The sequence below is a fragment of the Hypericibacter adhaerens genome, assembly GCF_008728835.1.
In the GTDB taxonomy this organism is placed as follows: Bacteria; Pseudomonadota; Alphaproteobacteria; order Dongiales; family Dongiaceae; genus Hypericibacter; species Hypericibacter adhaerens.
The window spans coordinates 2,819,700-2,841,451 of sequence record NZ_CP042582.1 but is presented as its reverse complement, the minus strand read 5'-3'; the positions used below and the strand labels follow the sequence as shown (position 1 = coordinate 2,841,451).

General features: G+C 67.9%; 19 protein-coding genes. 11 read left to right on the top strand and 8 right to left on the bottom strand.

Annotated elements, in window-relative coordinates; genetic code table 11:
- Nucleotides 1-111: 111 nt before the first annotated feature.
- Complete coding sequence (locus FRZ61_RS12390; RefSeq protein WP_225309227.1) at nt 112-2,148, top strand: CocE/NonD family hydrolase; 2,037 nt, start codon at nt 112-114, stop codon at nt 2,146-2,148.
- A gap of 102 nt (nt 2,149-2,250) precedes the next feature.
- Nucleotides 2,251-3,042 carry a maleate cis-trans isomerase family protein gene (locus FRZ61_RS12385; protein ID WP_151118015.1) on the top strand — a complete coding sequence of 264 codons (792 nt, stop codon included), beginning with the start codon at nt 2,251-2,253 and terminating at the stop codon, nt 3,040-3,042.
- Between the two features lie 45 nt (nt 3,043-3,087).
- Here FRZ61_RS12385 and FRZ61_RS12380 read toward each other — a convergent pair whose 3' ends face one another.
- The 3 genes from FRZ61_RS12380 to FRZ61_RS12370 form a co-directional block, all read right to left on the bottom strand.
- Complete coding sequence (locus tag FRZ61_RS12380; protein ID WP_151118014.1) at nt 3,088-4,425, bottom strand: ABC transporter ATP-binding protein; 1,338 nt, start codon at nt 4,423-4,425, stop codon at nt 3,088-3,090.
- Between the two features lie 14 nt (nt 4,426-4,439).
- Nucleotides 4,440-6,188 carry an ABC transporter permease gene (locus FRZ61_RS12375; RefSeq protein ID WP_151118013.1) on the bottom strand — a complete coding sequence of 583 codons (1,749 nt, stop codon included), beginning with the start codon at nt 6,186-6,188 and terminating at the stop codon, nt 4,440-4,442.
- Nucleotides 6,189-6,537: 349 nt separating this feature from the next.
- Nucleotides 6,538-7,791 carry a D-amino acid dehydrogenase gene (locus FRZ61_RS12370; RefSeq protein ID WP_151118012.1) on the bottom strand — a complete coding sequence of 418 codons (1,254 nt, stop codon included), beginning with the start codon at nt 7,789-7,791 and terminating at the stop codon, nt 6,538-6,540.
- Nucleotides 7,792-7,987: 196 nt separating this feature from the next.
- On the opposite strand from FRZ61_RS12370, the gene FRZ61_RS12365 reads away from it, so the two are divergent.
- The 3 genes from FRZ61_RS12365 (at nt 7,988) to FRZ61_RS12355 (ending at nt 10,581) form a co-directional block, all read left to right on the top strand.
- Nucleotides 7,988-9,343: a glycosyltransferase gene (locus tag FRZ61_RS12365; protein WP_151118011.1), complete on the top strand. Its 1,356-nt coding sequence runs from the start codon at nt 7,988-7,990 to the stop codon at nt 9,341-9,343.
- A gap of 144 nt (nt 9,344-9,487) precedes the next feature.
- Complete coding sequence (locus FRZ61_RS12360; RefSeq protein ID WP_151118010.1) at nt 9,488-9,958, top strand: hypothetical protein; 471 nt, start codon at nt 9,488-9,490, stop codon at nt 9,956-9,958.
- A gap of 152 nt (nt 9,959-10,110) precedes the next feature.
- The gene (locus tag FRZ61_RS12355) at nt 10,111-10,581 is read left to right on the top strand and encodes a hypothetical protein (protein ID WP_151118009.1); all 471 of its coding nucleotides are present in this window, start codon (nt 10,111-10,113) and stop codon (nt 10,579-10,581) included.
- Here FRZ61_RS12355 and FRZ61_RS12350 read toward each other — a convergent pair whose 3' ends face one another.
- Both FRZ61_RS12350 and FRZ61_RS12345 read right to left on the bottom strand, forming a co-directional pair.
- Nucleotides 10,582-11,106 (bottom strand): glycine cleavage system protein R, encoded by a 525-nt coding sequence (locus FRZ61_RS12350; RefSeq protein ID WP_151118008.1) that lies wholly within the window; start codon nt 11,104-11,106, stop codon nt 10,582-10,584.
- A 59-nt stretch (nt 11,107-11,165) separates the two neighbouring features.
- Complete coding sequence (locus FRZ61_RS12345; protein WP_151118007.1) at nt 11,166-12,353, bottom strand: NAD(P)/FAD-dependent oxidoreductase; 1,188 nt, start codon at nt 12,351-12,353, stop codon at nt 11,166-11,168.
- Nucleotides 12,354-12,580: 227 nt separating this feature from the next.
- On the opposite strand from FRZ61_RS12345, the gene FRZ61_RS12340 reads away from it, so the two are divergent.
- The gene (locus FRZ61_RS12340) at nt 12,581-13,090 is read left to right on the top strand and encodes a GreA/GreB family elongation factor (RefSeq protein ID WP_151118006.1); all 510 of its coding nucleotides are present in this window, start codon (nt 12,581-12,583) and stop codon (nt 13,088-13,090) included.
- Nucleotides 13,091-13,275: 185 nt separating this feature from the next.
- Nucleotides 13,276-15,633 carry a DUF1989 domain-containing protein gene (locus FRZ61_RS12335; RefSeq protein ID WP_151118005.1) on the top strand — a complete coding sequence of 786 codons (2,358 nt, stop codon included), beginning with the start codon at nt 13,276-13,278 and terminating at the stop codon, nt 15,631-15,633.
- 134 nt (nt 15,634-15,767) lie between these two features.
- On the opposite strand, the gene FRZ61_RS12330 is transcribed toward FRZ61_RS12335, so the two are convergent.
- From FRZ61_RS12330 to FRZ61_RS12320, 3 genes are all read right to left on the bottom strand, one after another.
- Nucleotides 15,768-16,076, bottom strand: a complete 309-nt coding sequence (locus FRZ61_RS12330) for a DUF1272 domain-containing protein (protein ID WP_151118004.1) — start codon at nt 16,074-16,076, stop codon at nt 15,768-15,770.
- A complete protein-coding gene (locus tag FRZ61_RS12325; protein WP_151118003.1) occupies nt 16,051-17,100 on the bottom strand; it encodes a GlxA family transcriptional regulator in 1,050 nt (349 codons plus the stop codon). The genes FRZ61_RS12330 and FRZ61_RS12325 overlap by 26 nt, the downstream gene beginning before the upstream one ends.
- Nucleotides 17,101-17,175: 75 nt before the next feature.
- Nucleotides 17,176-17,883 carry a hypothetical protein gene (locus tag FRZ61_RS12320; protein WP_151118002.1) on the bottom strand — a complete coding sequence of 236 codons (708 nt, stop codon included), beginning with the start codon at nt 17,881-17,883 and terminating at the stop codon, nt 17,176-17,178.
- Nucleotides 17,884-18,022: 139 nt separating this feature from the next.
- Between FRZ61_RS12320 and FRZ61_RS12315 the strand changes: the two genes are divergently transcribed.
- From FRZ61_RS12315 to FRZ61_RS12300, 4 genes are all read left to right on the top strand, one after another.
- Complete coding sequence (locus tag FRZ61_RS12315) at nt 18,023-18,697, top strand: DUF1345 domain-containing protein (protein ID WP_151118001.1); 675 nt, start codon at nt 18,023-18,025, stop codon at nt 18,695-18,697.
- 31 nt (nt 18,698-18,728) lie between these two features.
- Complete coding sequence (locus FRZ61_RS12310; protein WP_151118000.1) at nt 18,729-19,538, top strand: class I SAM-dependent methyltransferase; 810 nt, start codon at nt 18,729-18,731, stop codon at nt 19,536-19,538.
- 119 nt (nt 19,539-19,657) lie between these two features.
- Entirely contained in the window at nt 19,658-20,437 is a 780-nt protein-coding gene (locus tag FRZ61_RS12305; RefSeq protein WP_151117999.1) for an HpcH/HpaI aldolase family protein, read from the top strand.
- 16 nt (nt 20,438-20,453) lie between these two features.
- Nucleotides 20,454-21,668, top strand: a complete 1,215-nt coding sequence (locus FRZ61_RS12300; RefSeq protein WP_151117998.1) for an aminotransferase class V-fold PLP-dependent enzyme — start codon at nt 20,454-20,456, stop codon at nt 21,666-21,668.
- Nucleotides 21,669-21,752: the final 84 nt, after the last annotated feature.

The following is a 21,752-nucleotide window of genomic DNA, read 5'->3' as shown; positions in this document are numbered from 1 at the left end:
CCGAAAAGGCTTTCCGGCCCGCAACCTTGCCGCTTCGTAACCTGTTCGTGCTATAGCTGGAACCGGTTTGCCGGGGGCATCCGCTTACTGTCATCAGGGCCAGGGGCCGTCGTGAAGTTCATCCCTGCCAAGTTCCGCAAGGCGCCGCCGGTCCGGCGTGTCCGCGAGATCCCCAATCTCTGGATTCCGCTGAGCGACGGCACGCGCCTGGCGGCGCGGGTCTGGCTGCCGGAGGATGCCGAGGCCGACCCGGTGCCGGCCATCCTCGAATGCATTCCCTACCGCAAGCGCGACGGCACGGTCTGGCGCGACGAGGCGATGCATCCCTATATCGCCAGCCATGGCTACGCGGTCCTGCGCATCGATCTGCGCGGCTCGGGCGATTCCGACGGCATCCTCGACGACGAATATATGGCCGAGGAGCAGACCGACCTGGTCGAGGCCATCGGCTGGGTTGCGGGGCAGAGCTGGTGCAGCGGTCACTGCGGCATGACCGGCATCTCCTGGGGCGGCTTCAACGCGCTCCAGGTGGCGGCGCGCCGGCCGCCGGCCCTCAAGGCGATCATCACCATCGATTCCACCGACGACCGCTACAGCGACGACGTCCATTACATGGGCGGCGCCATGCTGCACGACAATTTCGCCTGGGCCTCGGCGATGTATGCCTATCTCTCGCAGCCGCCCGATCCGCTGCTGGCGGGCGAGGGCTGGCGCGCGACCTGGCTCGACCGGCTGCAGCGGGCGCGCTTCTGGCTGCGGCAATGGCTGCAGCATCAGCGCCGCGACGGCTATTGGCGTCACGGGTCGGTCTGCGAGAGCTATCGCGACATCACCTGCGCGGTCTATGCCGTGGGCGGCTGGGAGGATGGCTACAGCAACGCGGTGCCGCGCCTGCTGGAGGGCCTGCAGACGCCGGCCAAGGGATTGATCGGCCCCTGGGGCCACGCGCTGCCGCACAGCGCCTATCCGGGGCCTTCGATCGGGTTCCTGCAGGAATGCCTGCGCTGGTGGGATCACTGGCTCAAGGGTATCGAGACGGGGATCATGCGCGAGCCGCGCTACCGGGTCTGGATGAACGAGAGCTTCCGGCCGGCCGCCTTCGCCGAGAGCCGCGAGGGCCGCTGGGTCGCCGAAGCCGGCTGGCCCAGCGCCCATGTCACGATGCGGCCCTTCCATTTGTCCGCGGCGGGATTGACCGACGCACCCGGCGAGCCGGCCGTTCTTTCGATCCAGTCGCCGCTGACGACCGGCACGGGCAGTCTCGAATGGTGCTCTTATGGCGGGCGCGGCGGCGACCTGCCGACCGACCAGCGCGGCGACGATGCGGACTCGCTCTGCTTCGACAGCGCGCCGCTACCGGGCCGTCTCGAGATCCTGGGCGCGCCGGTGCTGGAGCTCGCCTTCAGCAGCGACAAGCCGGTGGCGACGATCTGCGTCCGGCTCTGCGACATCTGGCCGGACGGCGCTTCGGCACGCGTGACCTTCACGCTCTTCAACCTGACGCATCGCGACGGCCATGCCGCGCCGACGGCGCTGGTCCCGGACCAGCAATACCGGGTCCGGATTCCGCTCAACCATGTCGCCCATGCGTTCGCCGCCGGCCATCGCCTGCGCCTCGCGATCTCCACCGCCTATTGGCCGATGATGTGGCCGGCGCCCGAGCGCGCGACCCTCACGGTCCATGCCGCGGATTGCCGCTTCGAGCTGCCGGTGCGCCCGCCGCAGGAGGCGGACGGGCAGCTTCCCGCCTTCGCGCCGCCGGCGATGGCGCCCGGTCCGCGCGAAGAGGGGATGCGTCCCGACAGCACGCGCCGGCGCGTCGAGACCAATGTCGCCAAGGGCGAGACGATCGTGACGATGGTGAAGGATGCGGGCGCCACCAGGCTTCTCGACATCGATCTCGCCGTGGACACCGACGCGGTCGAGACCTATCGCATCCGCCACGACGACCCCGCCAGCGCCGAGGGCATGACCCGCTACCGGCAGAAGCTCGGCCGCGGCGACTGGCAGATCGAGACCCGGACCACGACCAGCCTCAAGCTGACCGCGACGCAGTTCCTGGTCAGCGCCGAGCTGGAAGCCTTCGAGGGCGGCGAACGCATCTTCTGCCGCAACGAGAGCTTCACCATCCCGCGCGATCTGGTCTGAAGCCGGCGGGATGACCGCCGCGCCCGGGGGCGTTATAGTGGCCGGACAATCATGCCAGCGAGGGCCCGGGTCTGCGGGCTGCCGCCGACGGAGGGATCCGCCATGAACGAGACCGCGCTGCGCCGGCCCGCCACCGGCCCGATCAACAAGACCCATATGAAATTCGCGCTCGATGGCGGCGTGGCCAGCCGCTGCCGCATCGGGCTCATCGTGCTCGCGACCGACCACACGATCGAGGCCGAATGGCGGCAGGTGATCCGTCTGCCGGGGGTGGCGGTCTATGAGAGCCGGATCCAGAACTCGCCCGAGATCAACCCCGAGACGCTGGCCGCGATGGAGAAGGACCTCGGCAAAGCTGCCTCGGTGATCCTGCCGGGGATCGAGCTCGACGTGATCGGCTATGGCTGCACCTCGGCCTCGGTGGTCATGGGCGAAGAGACGGTGGCCAGGCGGATCCAGGAGGCGCGGCCGGGCGTGGCCGTCACCAACCCGATCACGGCCGCGATCACCGGCATGAAGAAGCTCGGCGCCCGGCGGATCGCGCTGCTGACGCCCTATATCGAGGCGGTCAATCAGCGCTTCCGCGGCTATATCGAGGGGCGCGGGCTCGAGGTCACGGTCATGGGCTCCTTCAACCATGAGAACGACAACGAGGTGGCGCGGATCAGCACCGCCTCGATCCGCGACGCGATGATCGAACTGGCCCAGGAACCGACGGTCGACGGCATCTTCGTCTCCTGCACCAGCCTGCGGGTGGCCGACATCGTCGAGGAAGTCGAGCAGAAGATCGGCAAGCCGGTGACCTCCAGCAACCTGGCCCTGGCCTGGCATTGCCTGCGGCTCGCCGGGATCGAGGATCGGCTCCCCGGCTACGGACAGCTGTTCCGAAGCTGACCTGTCAAGGCGGCCCGGACCTCGCCGGCGAAGCCCCGTCGACGATCAGGACGGGTTCTCGAGGCTGAACTGCTCGGTCTGATCGTCGTAGGCGAACAGCTCCGCGTAGCGGCCCCAGGAGATCGCGGCGTGCAGCGTGTTCTGGGCGAATTCCGGTGACATGAAATCCTCGAGCTCCTCCCGGAACCGCGCGGCCGGCGCCCGATGGCTCGGCCGTTCGTCGAGCACCCGCCGGATCAGGGTCACGATCGGCACATAGCTCATCAGATGCTCGGAGAAGAGCCGCTTGCGCCCGTCGACATCGAGCCCGACGAAGCGCCGGCCCGGCTCGGTCAGCTTGATGTCGCCGTCCGCCAGGTCGGCGAAGCGGAAGAGCTGCAGCGTCTCCGCGATGGGGAAGAGCTCGTCGGTCTCCATCTGCAGGGCTTCGGCGATCCGCGGCAGATCGGCCTTGCCGCCATAGGGCGCGGCGGCCAGCGTCTCCAGCAGGCCCGAGAGCACGTTGGTCGAGACATGCGGCAGCGCCATGCCGATGCCGGTGCCGGCAAAGCCGCCGCCGGCCTGCCGTTCCTTGCGGTCGCCGGCGGCCCGGTTGGTCATGCGCGCATAGATGTCGTCGACCAGGCGGCGGAAAGCGGGATCGGTGCGGTTGCGCGGATGCGGCAGCTCGACCTTGATCTCGGTCGCGATCCGGCCGGGGTTGGCCGAGAAGATCAGGATGCGGTCGCACATCAGCACCGCCTCCTCGATATTGTGCGTCACCATCGCGATCGAGCGGATCGGCAGACGCCCTTCGATCCAGAGATCGATCAGGTCGGTGCGCAGGGTCTCCGCCGTCAGCACGTCGAGCGCGGAGAAGGGCTCGTCCATCAGCAGCAGTTGCGGATGCACCACCAGCGCGCGGGCGAAGCCCACCCGCTGGCGCATGCCGCCGGAGAGCTCCTTCGGATGGGCGTTCTCGAAGCCGTCGAGCCCGATCAGGTCGATGGCCGCCAGCGCCCGGCGGCGGCGTTCGGCGGCCGGCACGGCGAGCGCCTCGAGCCCGATCTCGACATTCTCCAGCACCGTCAGCCAGGGGAAGAGGGCGAAGCTCTGGAACACCATGGCGATGCCGTCGGAAGGCCCTTCGATCGGCTGGCCGCGCCAGCGCGCATTGCCGCCGGTGGCCGGGACCAGGCCGGCGATGATGCGCAGGAGCGAGGATTTGCCCGAGCCGGAACGGCCCAGGAGCCCGACGAACTCGCCCTCGCGGATCTCGAGCGAGATCCCGTCGAGCACCAGCAGATCGCCGCCGCCGGCCTTGCGGTAGGCCTGCCGGATCCGGTCGAGCTCGAGCAGCGGTGCCGAGGGGGCACGAGTCTTGGCGACGGCGAGCGTGGTCATGATCGGGGTCTCCTTCAATCGAGGCGGAGATTGCGCGCGGCGAAGCCGAACAGCTTGCGCCACAACAGGCGGTTCAACAGCACGACGAAGATGGACATCACGGCGATGCCGAGCACGAGGCGGGGGAAATCGCCGGCCTCCGTCATCTTGGCGATATAAGCGCCGAGCCCATGGGCTTCGAGCCGCTGGTTCCCCCAGCTCGCGACCTCGGCGACGATGCTGGCATTCCACGAGCCGCCCGAGGCGGTGATGGCGCCGGTCAGATAGTAAGGCGCGATGCCGGGGAGGATCACCTTGCGCCACCAGTTCCAGCCCTGGATGCGGAAGCTGGCCGCGGCCTCCTTCAGGTCGGTCGGGAAGGCGCTGGCGCCCGCCACCACGTTGAAGAGGATGTACCACTGGGTTCCCAGCACCATGAGCGGGCTGAGCCAGATGTCGGGATCGAGCTTGAAGGTCACGATCGCCATCACGGCCGCCGGGAACATCAGGTTGGCCGGGAAGGCGGCGAGGAACTGGGCCAGGGGCTGGATCCGTTCCGCCCAGCGCGGACGAAGCCCGATCCAGACGCCGATCGGGACCCAGATCAGGGTCGCCAGCGCGATCAGCACCAGCACCCGCGACAGCGTGACGAAACCCAGCAGCATCACGTGGAGAATCTCGCCGGGGCCGACATGCCCGAGCACGAAATGCAGCACCCGCCAGAGCGCGTAGGCCGCCACGAGGCCGATCGCGGCGCCGAAGATGAAATCGACCCCGCGCCCCGACCAGAGCCGGCGCAGCGGTGCCGCCACGACAGGATGCTGCGGGCTCAGCCGCAGCGCCGCCAGCCAGCGCAGACCCTCGCCGATGGGGTGCAGCAGGAGGCGCAGCAGCCGGGTCCGCTGGATGCGGTTGAGCAGCCAGGATTCGGGCACGCTGCTGGGTGCCGAAAGCTCGAAGCGGAAGGTTTCGGACCAGGCGACCAGCGGCCGGAACAGGAGCTGGTCGTAGAGCAGGATGATGAGCAGCATGGCGCCGAGCGCCCAGCCGATGGCCCCCAGATCGCGCTGCTCGATGGCCAGCGCGACATAGGAGCCGATACCGGGCAGCGCGATGCGGGTATGGCCGACCGAGATGGCCTCGGAGGCGACCACGAAGAACCAGCCGCCCGACATGGACATCATGGTGTTCCAGATCAGCCCGGGCATGGCGAAAGGGATCTCCAGCCGCCAGAAGCGCTGCCAGGGCGAGAGCCGGAAGCTCCGCGTGACGTCCTCGAGATCCCGGGGCAGGGTCTTCAGGGACTGGTAGAGGCTGAACGCCATGTTCCAGGCCTGGCTGGTGAAGATGGCGAAGACCGCGGCCAGCTCGACGCCGAGAAGCCGCCCCGGGAACAGCGCCATGAAGCCCGCGACCGTGAAGGAGAGGAAGCCCAGTACCGGTACCGACTGCAGGATGTCGAGCAGTGGGATCAGCACCATCTCCGCGCGCCGGCTCTTGGCCGCGAGCGTGGCGTAGGTCAGGGTGAAGAGCAGCGACAGCAGGATCGCGCCCAGCATGCGCAGCGTGGTGAGCAGCGCATAATGGGGCAGTGCCGCGACATCGAGCGAGATCGGCGACGAGGCGATCGCCGACAAAGGCTGCAGGGTCTCGCGGCCGGCATGAGCGACCAGGACGAAGCCGCCCAGCAGCAGGGCGAAGGCCGGCAAGTCCCAGAAACTGGGAACGATCTGCCTGCCGACGTCGCGCAGGGCCAAGCCCCGCAAAGATGGACGAAAGGTCATGGCGACCTCCGTGGACACGAACGCAAACGCTCGTACGGGGGGCACGTTGCCGCGGACCCGAACGATTCAGGAGACGAAGCGCGTTAACGCGATGTCAGGACGGAGGTCGGTCGTCGCTGTCCGAGCCATGCCATCGGAGCAACAGGCGGAGAGTCTTGAGCGGCATGGAGCACCTCGTGGCCCCGGCCATCGTCATGACGGTCGTTCCTGGGCCGGGTTTTCGGGCGGACGACGGAGGTCGCTCGGGCCTCGGTCGGCTGCGGGGCGATATGGCACCGCGCCCCGATGCGGTCAACCCGCAATCGATGGGATGTGAAAAGATTCTTTGCCGCAGTCGGCGGCACTTCGCTCATCGGCCGTCGAGCGTCATGCCGTCGAGCGGGATCGCGGGTTTGCGTCCGAGCATGAGATCGGTCACCAGCCGCGAGGAACCGCAGGCCATGGTGAAGCCCATATGGCCGGAGCCGGTATTGAGGAAGAGATTGGCGAGCGGCGTGGCGCCCAGGATCGGCGGGCCGTCGGGCGTCATCGGGCGCAGGCAGGCCCAATAGCGCGGCTGGTCGTAATGGGCCGCGTCGGGGAAGAGCTCGCGCGCGACCTTGACCATGGTGGCGAAGTCCTTGGGGCTATGGCTCGTGTCGTAGCCGGCGATATCCGCGGTCGCGGTCAGGCGCAGCCGGTCGCCCATGCGCGCGAAGGCGACGAGATTGGCCTCGTCCACGCCGCCCAGGGTCGGCGCGGCGGCCTTGTCCTTGAGGGGAAGGGTGAGGGAATAGCCCTTCACCGGATAGATCGGGAGCGTGATTCCAGCATCGCGCGCGATCTGCGGCGCGTAGGATCCGAGCGCGATCACCACCTGGTCGGCGGCGATGCGTTCGCGGTCCGTGACCACCGCCTCGATGCGGTCGCCCTTGCGCTCGAGCCCGCGCACCGTGGTGCCGTAGCGGAACGTGACGCCCAGTCCCTCGCAGATCCGGGCCAGGTTCTGGGTGAAGGTGCGGCAATCGCCGGACTCGTCCTGGGGGGCGTAGATCGCGCCGACGAACTTGTCCTGGGCGGGCGCGAGCGCCGGGTCGAGCCTGACGCAGGCCTCCCGGTCGAGGGTCTCGAACGGATAGCCTTGCGCCTTGAGGAAGCCGATGGCGCGCTGCCCGGTCTCGAAATGGACGGGATCGCGATAGAGGTAGATGCAGCCCTTGACGATCTCGTCATAGGCGATCCGCTCGGCCTGGCGCAGCGCGATGAGCTGCTCCCGGCTGTAGCGGGCGAGCCCCAGCTTGATCAGCGTGTTGCGGCGGTTGCGCTCGGTCGTGCAATTGGCGAGGAACTGCAGGCCCCAGCGCCACAGCGCCGGGTCGAACCGCAGGCGGAAGCGCAGGGCCGTGTCGTCGCGCCAGAGTGACCGCAGCAGGATCATCGGGGCCCGGGGCGAGGCCCAGGCATTGGAATGGCCGGGCGCGATCAGCCCGGCATTGGCGAAGCTGGTCTCGCCCGCCGCCTCCGGCTGGCGGTCGATCACGGTGACCTCCCGGCCGGCCTTGGCCAGGTAATAGGCCGTCGTCACCCCCATCACGCCCGCGCCCAGCACCGCAATCGCCGCCATGACTTTCCCCGAAACCCTGTTATTTCCGTTGGTTAAAATGCGCTTTGCCGGGCTGTTCGCCCGCCGCGAACATGCTACGTTGCGTTAGCATTCTGGTGCAATTCTCTGGTTTTTCAGGCGATCCGGCGGGCGGGGCATGGCCTCTGGATCATCTTCCAGCCCAAGCGGTTATCATAGGCGACAAGGGGTAAGCTCGATGCGGGTTCTCTTCCTGCACAACAACTTTCCGGCGCAGTACAAGCACGTCGCGGCCGCGTTGGCGGCCGATCCGGCCAACCAGGTCGTGGCCGGCTCGCTGGACAACAAGAAGACCCTCCCCGGGGTGACCAAGCATATCTACAAACCCCAGCGCGAGCCCTCGAAGAGCATTCATCACTATCTGCGTTCCACCGAAGCCGCCGTGCTCGACGGGCAGGGGGTCGTGCGCATGTGCGGGGAGCTGCGCAAGAAGGGGTTCATCCCGGATCTGGTCTGCGGCCATTCCGGCTGGGGCACGACCATGTACATCAAGGACGTGTTCCCGGAGGCGCGCCTTCTGACCTACTTCGAGTGGTACTACAACGCGCGCAATTCCGACGTCGACTTCATGAGCAAGGCCCTCGGCTATGAGGACCTTTGCCGGGTGCGGACGCGCAACCTGCCGATCCTCATGGATCTCGCGCATTGCGACTGGGGCCTCTGTCCGACTGCCTATCAGCTGAGCCAGATCCCGCGGATCTTCCATAGCAAGCTGAGCCTGCTCCATGACGGCGTGGACACCGATTTCTTCGCGCCCTCGGATGCCGTCCAGTTCAGCATCCCCGAGCTCAATCTCCATCTCACGCGCGACGCCGAGGTCCTGACCTATGCCACGCGCGGCATGGAGCCTTATCGCGGCTTCCCGCAATTCATGCAGGCGGTCGAGATCCTGCAGCGCCGCCGCCCCAATCTTCAGGTCGTGGTGGCCGGCACCGACCGCGTCGCCTATGGCCGCAAGCTGCCCGAGGGCGAGAGCTACAAGGGAAAGGCGCTGAGCGAGCTCAAGGATCTGGATCACAGCCGGCTGCATTTCGTCGGGCACCTGCCGTTCGAGACCTACCGGAACCTGCTCCAGCTCTCCTCCGTTCACGTCTATCTGACGATCCCCTTCGTGCTGTCCTGGTCGCTGCTCGAAGCCATGTCGACCGGCTGCCTGATCGTCGGATCGGACACCCTGCCGGTGCGCGAGCTGATCGAGGACGGGCGCAACGGGCTGATGACGGACATGAACGACATCGAGGTTCTGGCGAACCGGATCGAGGAGGCGCTGGATCGCCGCGACAGCCTCGGCCAGGTTCGCGCCAATGCGCGCCAGACGATCCAGGAACGCTACGCGCTCAAGGATCTCCTGCCGCGCCATCTGCAGATGATGCGCGACCTCGCCGAAGGCCGCGCCCCCGCCGAAAGCGCCGCGGGAAGGGCGCAGCCGCTGGCATCGGGACGTTCCCAGGGCGGCGGACAGAGCCGCGCGCAGCAGGGCCGCGGCGGGCGTCCCGCCAATATCCCGCGCGGGAAACGCCGCCGTCGGCACTGAACGCCGGCAGGACCTTTTTCCTCGCCCTCGATGCCGGCGGGGTCTGCCGCAAATTTGCTTCCCCCCGTCCCGGAATTTGCCATGATCATGCAGTATCGCTGCCGCGGGTTCTCACGGGATGGGTTCACTTCGCAGGGTGTGGTCATGATCGCGAATGGCAGGCGGCTCTCCTTCGGCGCTTTGCTGGCTCTGTTCCTGGTGGCCGGCTGGGCGCAGGGAAGGGCGGCCGCGGACAGCATGACCGTCGACGAGATCCGGGATTGCATGTGCCGCGAACGCGCGCTGCAGAGCTTGCGCGAAGAGACCAACGTGCAGCAGACGAAATACAACGACGCGCGCCAGCAGCTGCAGAGCCTCGAGACCCAGATCTCGAACATGCGTAAGACGATGAACCCGGAGGACGACATCTCGGTCCAGATCCTGTCCGAGATGATCCGCCAGCGCGACACGCTCAACACCCAGATCCGGACGACGACCTACCCTCAGACCCAGGACGCGGTCTCGAAGCTCAACGCGGCGGTCTCCGACTATAACCAGCGCTGCACCCAGCGCGCGATGCTGAAGACCGACGTCGACAATGCGAGCCGGGATCTGACCTGCCCGCCGGCCCAGTAGGTCTCCGTCCTTCGGGCATCGGGCCGCGTCGCCGGCGCTTCGCGGGCGCGGCCTGTCACGAAATTGCTTCCGCCCGGAACGTGGATTTTGCCTTGATCCCATATCGCGGGCGGCGGCAACGTCCGGGAGGCCGCATTTTCATCGAGGTGCCCATGCTCGCTCGTCAAGGCTTCACTCTTGCGCTGCCGCTGCTTCTGCTTTTCGCGGTGGGGATCGTTCCGGGTCGCGCGAGCGCGCAGAGCTTCATGTCGCCGGCCGAGGTCCAGGACTGCGTCTGCCGCGCGCGGGCGCTCCAGACCCTGCGTCAGGAGAATGACGGGCTGCAATCCAAAGCCAGCGAGCTGCGGTCGCAGTTGCAGGACCTGGAGGCGAGGATCGACAGCACGCGCAAGACGATGGATCCGAACGACGCGGACGCGGTGCGCAATCTCGCGGACATGATCGGCCAGCGCGACGCGCTCAAGACCCAGTATCAATCGACGGCGTTTCCCGCGGCCTGGACCGCCACCTCGAAGCTGAACGCCGCCGTCGGCGAATACAATCAGCGCTGCACGCAGCGTCAGATGCGGAATATCGACGTGGAAAGCGCCAACGCCAACCCTACCTGTCCCCCGGCGCCTTAGTCACACCGCCTGCGTCTTGCAGGTGAGCCGGAGCTCGCCGGCCGTGTTCGCGACGGTCGCGAGGCAGGCCTTGGCCTTTTCGGGAGGGATCCAGGCGGCGATGCGGGTGACGTAGCGGGCGCCGCTGGCCCCGCCGACCCGTTCGGAATTGAGCCGCACGATGTTGGCGCCGAACCCCACGAACACCTCCGAGAGCCGGGCCACCAGCCCCGGGCTGTCCTCGCCCTCGATCTCGATGCGGTGGGTGATCCTCGCCGTGTCGTCATGCTGGGCGCGATAGGAGAAGGGCGCGACGCTGATCTTGGCGCCCTCGAGGGCCGGGAGGTCCGACAGCTCGGCCTCGACGCCGCCCAGCGACTGGTGGTCGGGCAGCTCGGCCAGGGTCGTGAATTCGGCCGCCCCGCCCAGCACCGCGAAGGTGGTGTCGCCGAGATTGATCCCGAGATCGTAGAGCCGCCCGGTGACGGCGGCGATGAGGCCGATGCGGTCCTCGCAGAGGATCGAGATCAGGGCGGTACGGCTCATGGAACGGCTCCTTCCGCCGCGGAGCCTAGCATGGCCCGGCGTCCCGATCACGGGGACAGCTACACCACGTTGAGCTCGGCCAGCGGCTCGTTCTTCGCGACCCGTTCGTAGCCGAAACGGGTCAGGTCGATGCTCTTATAGCCGCCCTCGAGGATCAGCTCGGTGAGGGCGCGGCCGATGGCGGGCGATTGCTGCAGCCCGTGGCCGCTGAGCCCGTTCGCCATGTAGAAATTGGCGAGGCTCGGCCCGCGCCCGATGATCAGGTTCTGGTCGAGCGTGTTGTAGTCGTAATGGCCGGCCCAGGCGCGGACCAGCTTGATCGCCTCGAAGGCCGGCACGCGCTCGGCGAGCGTCGGCCAGATCGTCTTCTCGAACGGCCCGTACTCGACCTCGAGATCGGTGCAGTCGGGATCCCGGTCCTCGGGCGGCGAGACGCCGCAGATGAAGCTCGCGCCTTCGGGGCGGAAATACACGCCGTTGGGATCGATCAGCAGCGGGCCCTTCTGGATCTCGCCGCTGTCGCGGCAGTCGAAGACATAGACGAAGCGCTTGCGCGGCCGCACCGGCAATTCGAAGCCGGCCCAGCCCGCGACGCGGGCGGCGTTGATCCCGGCGCTGTTCACCAGCGCGCCCACGGCGACGGTGCCGCCCTTGGCGAGCGTCACCTCGGCGATGCGGTCGCCGTCGCGCCGGAGCCCCACGACCTCGTCCTGAAGATAGACGGCGCCTTGCGCGACCGCCTTGCGGCGGAACGCCTGGAGCAGGCTGTAGGGATCGGTCCAGCCTTCGTTGCGCCGGCCGAAGGCGCCGCCGGCGAGGCCGTCCGTGTTGAGCCAGGGGAACTGGCGGCGCAGGCCGGCGTTGTTGAGCAGGGCGATATCGGCGCCGAGCCCGGTCTGGAGCGCGTGGTTCTGCTGCAGCACGGGCAGGCCTTCCGGCGTCGCCAGGAACAGGTAGCCCTGCTCGACGAAGGGCAGCTGGGCGCGCTCGCCCGGAAGGCTCAGATGCTCGGCCGCGTGCCGCACGAACTCGGCACCGAACAGCGACATCCGGATGTTCTCCGCCGTCGAATATTGCTGGCGGATGCCGCCGGCGGAGCGCGCGGTCGCCGCCTCGCCATAGGTGGGGTCCTTCTCGATCACCAGGACGCGACCGTGAAAACCGGGTTGCGTAGTCAGGAAATAAGCGGTCGCGCTGCCGACCACCCCGCCGCCGACGATCAGAATATCCGCTGTTTGCAAGGGCATGACCCGTTGGATTGCGATAGCCCCCGCGGGTCTATCCGAACCCTTGCCGGGGAGCAAGGGCTGTCGCGACCGGGAGTGCTGCGATCGGCGGCCGCCCGCCGGTGCCGCCGGTTCGGGTTGCGTTATCGCCCGCGCATGTCCAGATTCAAGGATGAGGACGGCGCCGGCCCGGACGGGAGGGGCGGGCGTCGTCGTCTTGTCGGCAAGAAGAATGGGAGACGACCCTGATGAGCCGCGCCTTTGTCAAAGAAGACGACAGCGAACTGCCCGGTGACGATCTGCCGGAGCGGCCTCAGAGCCCGCACCCGAACTACGTCACGGCGCATGGACTGAAGGCGCTGCAGCGGCGGGTCGAGAAGCTGCAGGAGGAGCGCCGCGCGCTCACTGAAGGCGGCGAGCCGGAGATGCTCGACAAGGAGCATCTGAAGCTGGTCGAGCGCGACCTGCGCTATTGGCAGGAGCGGCTCGACAAGGCGATCCATATCGATCCCGCGAGCCAGCCGCACGACAAGGTGGGGTTCAGCGCCACGGTCGAGACCGTCGACGACGACGATGTGAAGCGCAGCTTCACCCTTGTCGGCGAGGACGAGGCCGAGCCCAAGGCCGGCAAGATCAGCTGGGTTTCGCCGCTCGCCCGCGCGCTCTCCGGCGCGCGGGTCGGCGACAGCGTGACCTGGAAGCGCCCCGCCGGCGACATCTCGCTCGAGGTGCTGTCGATCAAGTATCCGAAGGGGTGACCCAAGCTTTGTCCCTTCCCCCCTTGCGGGGGAAGGTTAGGAAGGGGGCTGCGCGATGTTAGACAGCCCTCTCCCTGACCCTCCCCCTGAAGACGGGGGAGGGGATGATGATAGAGCCCAATCCCGCACCATTGCGCGCCGCCCCGGCCTTGCGCGAGCCAGCAGGCCGACGCGATAATTGCCCCATGAATCTGGTTTCGCCGTCCCCGGTCTCCTCGCCGCGGCCGCGCTTGCGCGAGCCGGGGCTGCCGCTGTTCCAGCCCGGCGTCGAACGGCATTGGGTGTGCGGTGCCGGGGCCGTCATCCTGCATCTCTTCCGCTGCGACCGGGTCTCGGTCACCGATCGCGAGGGGCGGCAGGCTTGCGAGATCGCGGTCTTCACACCCGACGGCCAGGAGGATCTGGCGGCGCTGGGGCTGGACCCCGCGCGCGAATCCGCCGGCATCAACCGGCTGCTCTCCGGCGCCGACCGGGAATCGCGCGCCATCGCCGCCGAGCTGCGCCGGCGCAACCTGCCGGCGCGGGTCGGGCGGGCAGGGCTTCTCTTCGCGAAGGAGTCCGCACCCGGCGAGACCGTCGAGCTGGTGGTGGCGCGCGAATGCATCGCGATCTTCCATGCGGCCGGCGGCCCCATGGCGGTCGATGCGCAGGACGCACCCACCGATCTCAGCGTCGTGGTGCATCGCGCGACCGCGACGCCGCTGATCGAACCGCCGCTGCCCGAGCCGCTGGCGGACTTCCGCCATGAGCTCCGGGTCGCGAAATGCACAGCCCAGGCCTACGAGGTCAAGGCCGGCGAATATATCCAGGTGATCGACGTCGCGGGCCGGCAATGCTCGGATTTCGTCTGCGTCGATGCGCGGCTCCTGGAGAAGGGCGTCGAGCGCGGCTTCGACATGACCGCGACCCGCACCATGACGGGTCTGCTCTATCCGGGTCCGGGGCTCTATTCCAAGTTCTTCTCGACCGATCTCCAGCCGCTGGTCGAGGTGGTGCAGGACACGGTCGGCCGCCATGACAGCTTCGGCCTCGCCTGCACGGCGCGCTTCTACGAGGATCAGGGCTATCCCGGCCATCCGAGCTGCTCGGAGAACTTCAACGGCACTCTGAAGCCCTACGGCATTCAGCCCAAGCGCGGCTGGCCCTGCATCAATTTCTTCTACAACACCGGCCTCAGCAGCCAGAATGCGATCTTCCTCGAGGATCCCTGGTCCCGGCCCGGCGACTATGTGCTGCTGCGGGCCATGACGGACCTGATCTGCGCCTCCTCGGCCTGCCCGGACGATATCGACGCGACCAACGCCTGGAATCCCACGGACATCCATGTCCGCATCTATCCCGCGACATCCGATTTTCAGCGAGCGATCGCCTTCCGCATGTCAGCCGATTCAGAGCCGCGCTTGACGCGCGAGACCGCCTTCCATCCGCGCACCTCGGCGCTTACCCGCAATTTCGCCGAGTACCGCGGCTTCTGGCTGCCCACGCGCTACAACAACCACGGCGCCGTCGACGAATATTGGGCGGCGCGCGAGGCGGCGATCGTGCTCGATCTCAGCGCCTTGCGGAAGTTCGAGGTGCTGGGGCCGGAGGCCGAGACCCTGCTGCAGCTCGCCTGCACCCGCAACGTCAAGCGGCTCGCCGACCTGCAATGCGTCTATACCGCCCTCTGCTACGAGACGGGCGGGATGCTCGACGACGCGATCGTCTTCCGCCTGGGCGGCGACAAGTTCCGCCTGGTCTGCGGCGACGAGTATACCGGCCAGTGGCTGCGCGAGCAGGCGGCCAAGCGGGGCCTGCGCGCCTGGGTCAAGAGCTCGACCGATCAGCTCCACAATCTCTCGGTCCAGGGCCCGAAGAGTCGCGACATCCTCAAGGAGATCGTCTGGACGGCGCCCGCCAATCCCAAGCTCGAGGAGATCGGCTGGTTCCATTTCACCATCGGGCGCATCGGCGGCTATGACGGCGCGCCGGTGATCGCGTCGCGCACCGGCTATACCGGCGAGCTGGGCTACGAGCTCTTCTGCCATCCCAAGGACGCGCTCAAAGTGTGGGATGCGGTCTGGGAGGCGGGCCAGCCGCACGGGCTGAAGCCGCTGGGGCTCGAGGCGCTCGACATGCTGCGCATCGAGGCGGGGCTGGTCTTCGGCGGCTATGAGTTCAACGACCAGGTCGATCCCTTCGAGGCCGGCATCGGCTTCACGGTCGCGGTCAAGGGCAACGAGGCGTTCATCGGCCGCGATGCGGTGCTGCGCCGCAAGGAACATCCGCAGCGCCTGCTGGTGGGGCTCGAGCTCGAGGGCAACGAGACGGCCGCCCATGGCAACTGCGTCCATGTCGGCCGCGCCCAGGTCGGTGTCGTCACCTCGGGTTGCCGCTCGCCGATCCTGAAGAAGAACATCGCGCTCTGCCGGATGGACGTGGCCTATGCCGCGATCGGCACCGAGGTCGAGGTCGGCAAGCTCGACGGCCAGCAGAAACGCATCCCCGCGACGGTCGTGCGGTTCCCCTTCTACGACCCGGAGAAGATCCGGCCGCGGTCGTGATGACTCTCCGACGTCTAGGCTCCCCTTAGCCGTCGCCTCTGTCGTCATCCCCGCGAAAGCGGGGAACCATCCTGATCCAGGTCCCTCGGCTTTGACGTGGATCCCCGCTTTCGCGGGGATGACATTTGAAAACGTCACCGCCGTTCCGGCGGCACGTCGCGCAGGCTCCGCGAGAAGGCCGCGATCTCCTCGCGGCTGTAGCTCAGATGGACGCGCCGGGTCGACGCCGGGCGCTTCGCGAGGGAGAGGCCGGGGCGGTGCTCCTGCGCCGGCCGGACAGGGCGGGGCGCGAAGCCGCCGCCGCAGTTCGGGCAGACATTGGCGAGATGCCGCTCCACGCAATCCGCGCAGAAGGTACATTCATAGGTGCAGATCCGCGCATCGAGCGCGTCGGGCGGCAGGTCCTTGTCGCAATATTCACAATTGGGCCGAAGCTCGATCATGGCGGGTTTCCAGGGTGCTGCTGAAGGTCTTGCGGTAGCTCGAAGGATCGATCGAAAGATGGCGGTGGAAGGCGCGGCGCATCCGTTCCGGCGCGCCGAAGCCGCAGCCGCGCGCGATGCTTTCGATGGCCGCGTCCGACTGCTCGAGACGCAGGCGCGCCGCGTCGATGCGGGCCTGCTCGACGAACTTGGCGGGCGTCGTCCCCGTGTCGGCGAGGAAGGCCCGGGCGAAGTTGCGCGGGCTCATGCCGGCGACCGCCGCCAGGGCGGGTACCGAGAGATCGGCTTCGGGATGGTCGAGGATATGGCGCTGCGCCCGGCGGATCGCCTCGCGGCCGCTCTCGGCGGCCAGATGCGGGCTGAACTGCGATTGCCCGCCCGGCCGGCGCAGGAACAGCACGAGACTCCGCGCGACCTCCACCGCGACCGCGCGGCCCCAATCCTGCTCGACCAGATGGAGGGCGAGGTCCATGCCGGCGGTCACGCCGCCCGAGCTGTAGAACTTGCCGTCGCGGACGAAGATGCGGTCAGGCTCGACCCGGATGTCCGGGAACTCCCGCGCGAGCCACGCGCAGTCTTCCCAATGGGTCGTCGCCCGGCGCCCGTCCAGGAGCCCGGTCGCCGCGAGCAGGAAGGCGCCGCTGCAGATGGACGCGACGCGACGCGCGGATCGCGCCGCCTGGCCGATCCAGCGGATGAGCTTCTCGTCCTGCCGCGCCTCCCGGACCCCGCTGCCGCCGGCGATGAGGAGGCTGTCGATCGGCTCCTTCCGGCCGCGCATGGCCCGGGTCGCGACGAGCTGGAGGCCGTTGTTCATGGTCACCGGCCCCGCGCGCTCGGCGAGGATATGGAGCCGGTAGGCGGGGACGGTCCGCAGGCCCTTCTCGATCAGGCAGCGGTTGGCACTGCCGAAGACCTCGAGCGGGCCGGTCACGTCGAGGATCTGCGCGTTCGCGACGGCCAGCAGCGCCACGGTGCGCGGGCGGAGAAAGCGGGAAGGGGAGCGGCCGAGGGTCTTTGCCATGGGCCGGATTATTGGCAATGGACCCTATGGCAGCAATGACATTCAGCCCTCTTTTTCTGCCAATCAGGGAGCCGGTCAGCAGCGATCGATATTGCCACCCGTGAGATACCAGGTACCGCCGGAGATCAGATCGTAGAGGCCGGGATCGAAGTCTTTGAAGATATTGAACGGCTTGTTGTCATGGCACTTCACGTCGATATAGGAACCGAAATAGCCGAGGGCCGCGCCGCCGGAACTGCGCATGGTGCCGAAGAAGCTCGGAGGCGGGTAATTGAAGTTGGCGAACTGGCCCCGTCCCGAGGCGATGAGCTGCGCGGAATAGATGCATTTTGCCGAGGTGACCCCGGTGTTCGGGTCCATGACGCGCATCTTCGAGAAGCTTTGGTTGGCGAGGCGATAGAATTCCTCCGTGCCTCCGCCGTTCCAGGTGACGTAGAGGATCAGCGGCTCGGGTTGGCAGCCCCAGGTCACCATCTGCGCCGAATCGAACTGGTAATGGGGTCCAAATCCCAGCAGCCCGGCAAACACGGGCGGCGTCTTGAAGGCCTTCTCGGCCTTCCAGAGGATGGGCTTCTTCTCGACATCGACGCCGACTTCCGTGGAATGAACCACGAAGCCGGCCGATGGCTCGTAAGGGACGGGGCGTCCCGGCCAGGCAGATGGCTGTTCGGGTCTCCCGTGATGGCCAGGCCCATGACGGCCATGACAATCGCAGCCATGTTCCAGCCGCTCGAGGCGCGACCGCAGATCCTGCAGATCGCGGCCCAGCTCGTAGTCGCTCATGTCGATCCCCCAAAAAGCGACGTTTTCCCGGGCAATCGGGACAGGCAGGAATGCTAGCTTTCGGGGAGAAACCGGCCTTATCAAATGATGGGCGACGGTCCTTGGCCGGTGTTCAGCCCTTCAGGTCGGGAGAACCGTTTTGATCCTCGGAGTCCGGCGCCATCTTCTGCATCACGCCCGGTTCTATATCGCGGCACTGCTCGGCGCCGTCATTTGGGCCCTGCTGAAGATCCACCCGCTCGAGCTGTTGCCGCCGCCTTTGCCGATCCTGTTGGCGGGCGACGCCTTCTTCACGATCTACCTGATCCTGACCCTGCTGCTGACCGTCTACGAGGCGCCGGGCAAGATGCGCCTGCGGGCCAGCGCCGAGGACGAGGGCTTCGGTCTGATCGCCGGGATGACCGCGGTGGCCGTGGCGCTCAGCATCGGCTCGATCTTCAGCTTGCTCAACCAGGGCGGCCAGGTCACCCATATCGGCCTCTGGCTCTCGGTCGCCAATGTGCCGCTCGGCTGGCTGACGCTGCATATGGCGCTGGCCTTCCATTATGCGCATCTCTATTACGCGAAGACCGACGCGCCGGACGGGAAGCGGCGCGACGCGGGCGGGTTGAAGTTCCCCGGCAGCGAGCAGCCGGTCATGTGGGACTTCCTCTATTATTCCTTCGTGGTCGGCATGACGGCGCAGGTCTCGGACGTGCAGACCCTTTCCGCCGAGATGCGGCGGCTGACGCTGTTTCATGGCATCGTGTCGTTCTTCTTCAACACCGTGTTGCTGGCGCTTGCGGTCAATGTCGTGGTGGCGCAAGCTCAATGACGCGTGGGCCGTCCGCTGGGGGAATGCCGGCATGAGCGATACCGACAAGGCTTTCACCGGTTCCATCCCGGCCCTCTATGACCGTCATCTGGGGCCGTTGATCTTCGCGCCCTATGCCGACGACATGGCGCAACGGCTGGCGGGGTTGAAGCAGGGTCGGCTGCTGGAGATCGCCGCCGGCACGGGGATCGTGACCCGCGCGCTCGATCGCACCCTGCCTGCGCCGGTCCGGATCGTTGCCACCGACCTGAACCAGGCCATGCTCGATCACGCGGCAACCCTGACCCAGTCCCGGCGGATCGAGTGGCGCCAGGCCGACGCGCTGTCCCTGCCGTTCAAGGATGACGAGTTCGACGCGGTGATCTGCCAGTTCGGCGTCATGTTCTTCCCCGACAAGCGCAAGGCCTTCGCCGAGGCGCGCCGCGTGCTCAAGCCGCGCTGTCGCTATGTCTTCAATGTCTGGGATCGGATCGAGGAGAACGAGGTGGCGCAGCCGGTATCGGACGCGATCGCGGCCTGCTTCCCGGAGGACCCGCCGCAATTCGCCCGGCGCACGCCCTATGGCTATCATGACGCGGAGCTCATCCATCGCGAGCTGGTGGCTGCAGGCTTCGTCGAGATCAAGTCCCAGGTCGTGACCAAGCGTGCCCGCGCCGCGTCGGCACGCGACCCGGCCATGGGCCTGTGCCAGGGCTCGCCGTTGCGCAACGAGATCATGGCCCGGGATCCCGGGCGGCTCGAGGAGGCGACAGAGGCGGCTACGAAAGCGGTGGCGGCGAAGCTCGGGCCCGGGCCCATCGACGGCAAGATCCAGGCGATCGTCTTCGAAGCGATGAAGTGACGGCGGCCCGCCCGCCCGGCGCCGGCGCTCGCCCGTCTCCCAAATAGACAGGTTTCCGTCCGCCTCCTAATCTTGCTCTAGAAGGCCGCGAGGCCGCGACAGGGGAAGGGCAGGGGCATATGGCCATCACCACGGATCTCGTTCGCCGCATCCGGGCCGGCGAGCCCGTCGTCGGGAGCTGGTTCACGGTGCCCCATCCGATGGCGGCCGAGACGCTGGCGCGCGGCGGGTTCGACTTCCTGCTGCTCGACGGCGAGCACGCGCCGGTGCCGCCCGATGCCCTCGCCGGCCTGCTGCCGGCAACCGAGCTCCAGGGCTGCCCGGTGATCTACCGGCCGCGCACCAACAGCGTCGATCTCATCCGCGGCGCGCTCGATGCCGGCGTGACCGGCGTCATGGTGCCCATGATCGAGACCGAGAGCCAGGCCCGGGCCGCGATCGGCGCCGCCAAATATCCGCCGCTCGGACGGCGCGGCATCGGTCCCTGGCGCGCCTCGAACTATTACGACGATTATCCCGGCTATGTGGTGACGGCGAACGAGGCGACCGGCCTCGTGCTGCAGATCGAGAGCAAGGAAGCGGTCGAGGCGATCGACGGCATCGCGTCGCTGCCGGGCGTCGATGTGCTCTATGTCGGTCCGGCCGACATGGCGGGCTCGATGGGGCTGAAGCCGGGCGAGAAGCATGAGGCGCTGACCGCTGCGATCGGGCGTGTCGCGGCGGCGGCCAAGAAGCATGGCAAGGCGCTCGGCATCGACGTGACCGCGCTCGATTTCCTCGCGGGCTATCGCGAGATGGGCTTCAGCTTCTTCACCTACGGCATCGACACCAGCTACCTGATGGACGGCGCCCGCGCCGCGAGCCAGGCCTTCCGCGCGCGTCTCGACGCCAAGCGCTGAATCGATCGGGAAACCCATGACCAACGTGTTCGAGCGGCTGGGCGCCGCGACCCTTATCAACGCCTATGGCCCGATGACGCGCTTCGGCGGCGGCATCATGGGCGAAGAGGTCGCGGCCGCCATGCGCGAGGCGACGCAATATTGCGTCGACATGCCGGCGCTGCAGGCGGCGGCGAGCCGGATCATCGCGGACGTGACCGGGGCCGAGGCGGGGATCGTCACCTCGGGCGCCTCGGCCGGGCTGCTGCTCGGCACGGCCGCCTGCGTCACCGGGCTCGACGCCGCGAAGATGAACCGGCTGCCGGACCTGACCGGCATGAAGAACGAGATCGTGGTGATGCGCGGCCAGCGCAATTCCTACGACCGGGCGCTCCGGGCCGTCGGCGTGACGCTGGTGGAGGTCGGCGTCTCCGACCGCGCCAACGGCACCGGCATCCGCGATGCCGACCTGTCGGAGATCCGCGAGGCGGTGGGCGAGCGCACGGCCGCGATCTTCTATCTCGCCAAGCCGCAGGCGCTGCCGCGGCTGACGGAGGTCGCGAGCCTGGCCCATGAGCTGGGTGTCCCGGTGCTGGTCGATGCGGCGGCCGAGCTGCCGCCGCTCGCCAACCTCAAGCGCTTCATCGCCGAGGGCGCCGACCTGGTGGCTTTCAGCGGCGGCAAGATGATCGGCGGGCCGCAGGGCTCGGGCCTCCTCTGCGGCCGGCGCGACCTGGTGGCGGCGGCCCTGCTGCAGCAGCTCGATCTCGATTACACATACGACGAATGGAACCCCCCGCCGGCGCTGATCGACAAGCAGCGCCTGCAGGGCGTGCCGCGCCATGGGGTGGGGCGTTCCTGCAAGACCGGCAAGGAGCAGATCGTGGGGCTGCTGACGGCGCTCCAGGTCTTCGCCCGCGAGAGCGACCGGGACCGCGAGGCGCGCTGGCAGACCCTGGCGGAGCGGCTGGCCGGCCTGCTGCAAGGGCTCTCGTCGCCTTCGCTCGCCGCCCGCGTCATCGCCGATCCCGACGGGAGCGGCATCCCGGTGGTGGAGCTGCGCCTCGGCAGCGCGCGGCGTCACGTCAACGGGCGGGAAGTCCTGCATGGCCTGCGCAGCGGCAGCCCCCGCATCGAGGTCAATCCCTGGCGGCCGGAAGAGGGGCTGCTGATCCTCTCGCCCGCCTGCCTGCGCGAGGACGACGTCCCGGCGATCGCGAAGCGGTTCGGGGAGATCCTGGGCGCCTCGTAATTCGGCATCGAGTGCGGCCTCTCCCCCGGACCCGCTCCCGCGAGGGGAGGGGGCGAGGTGTTTATTGTTCTAGCCCCCTCCCCT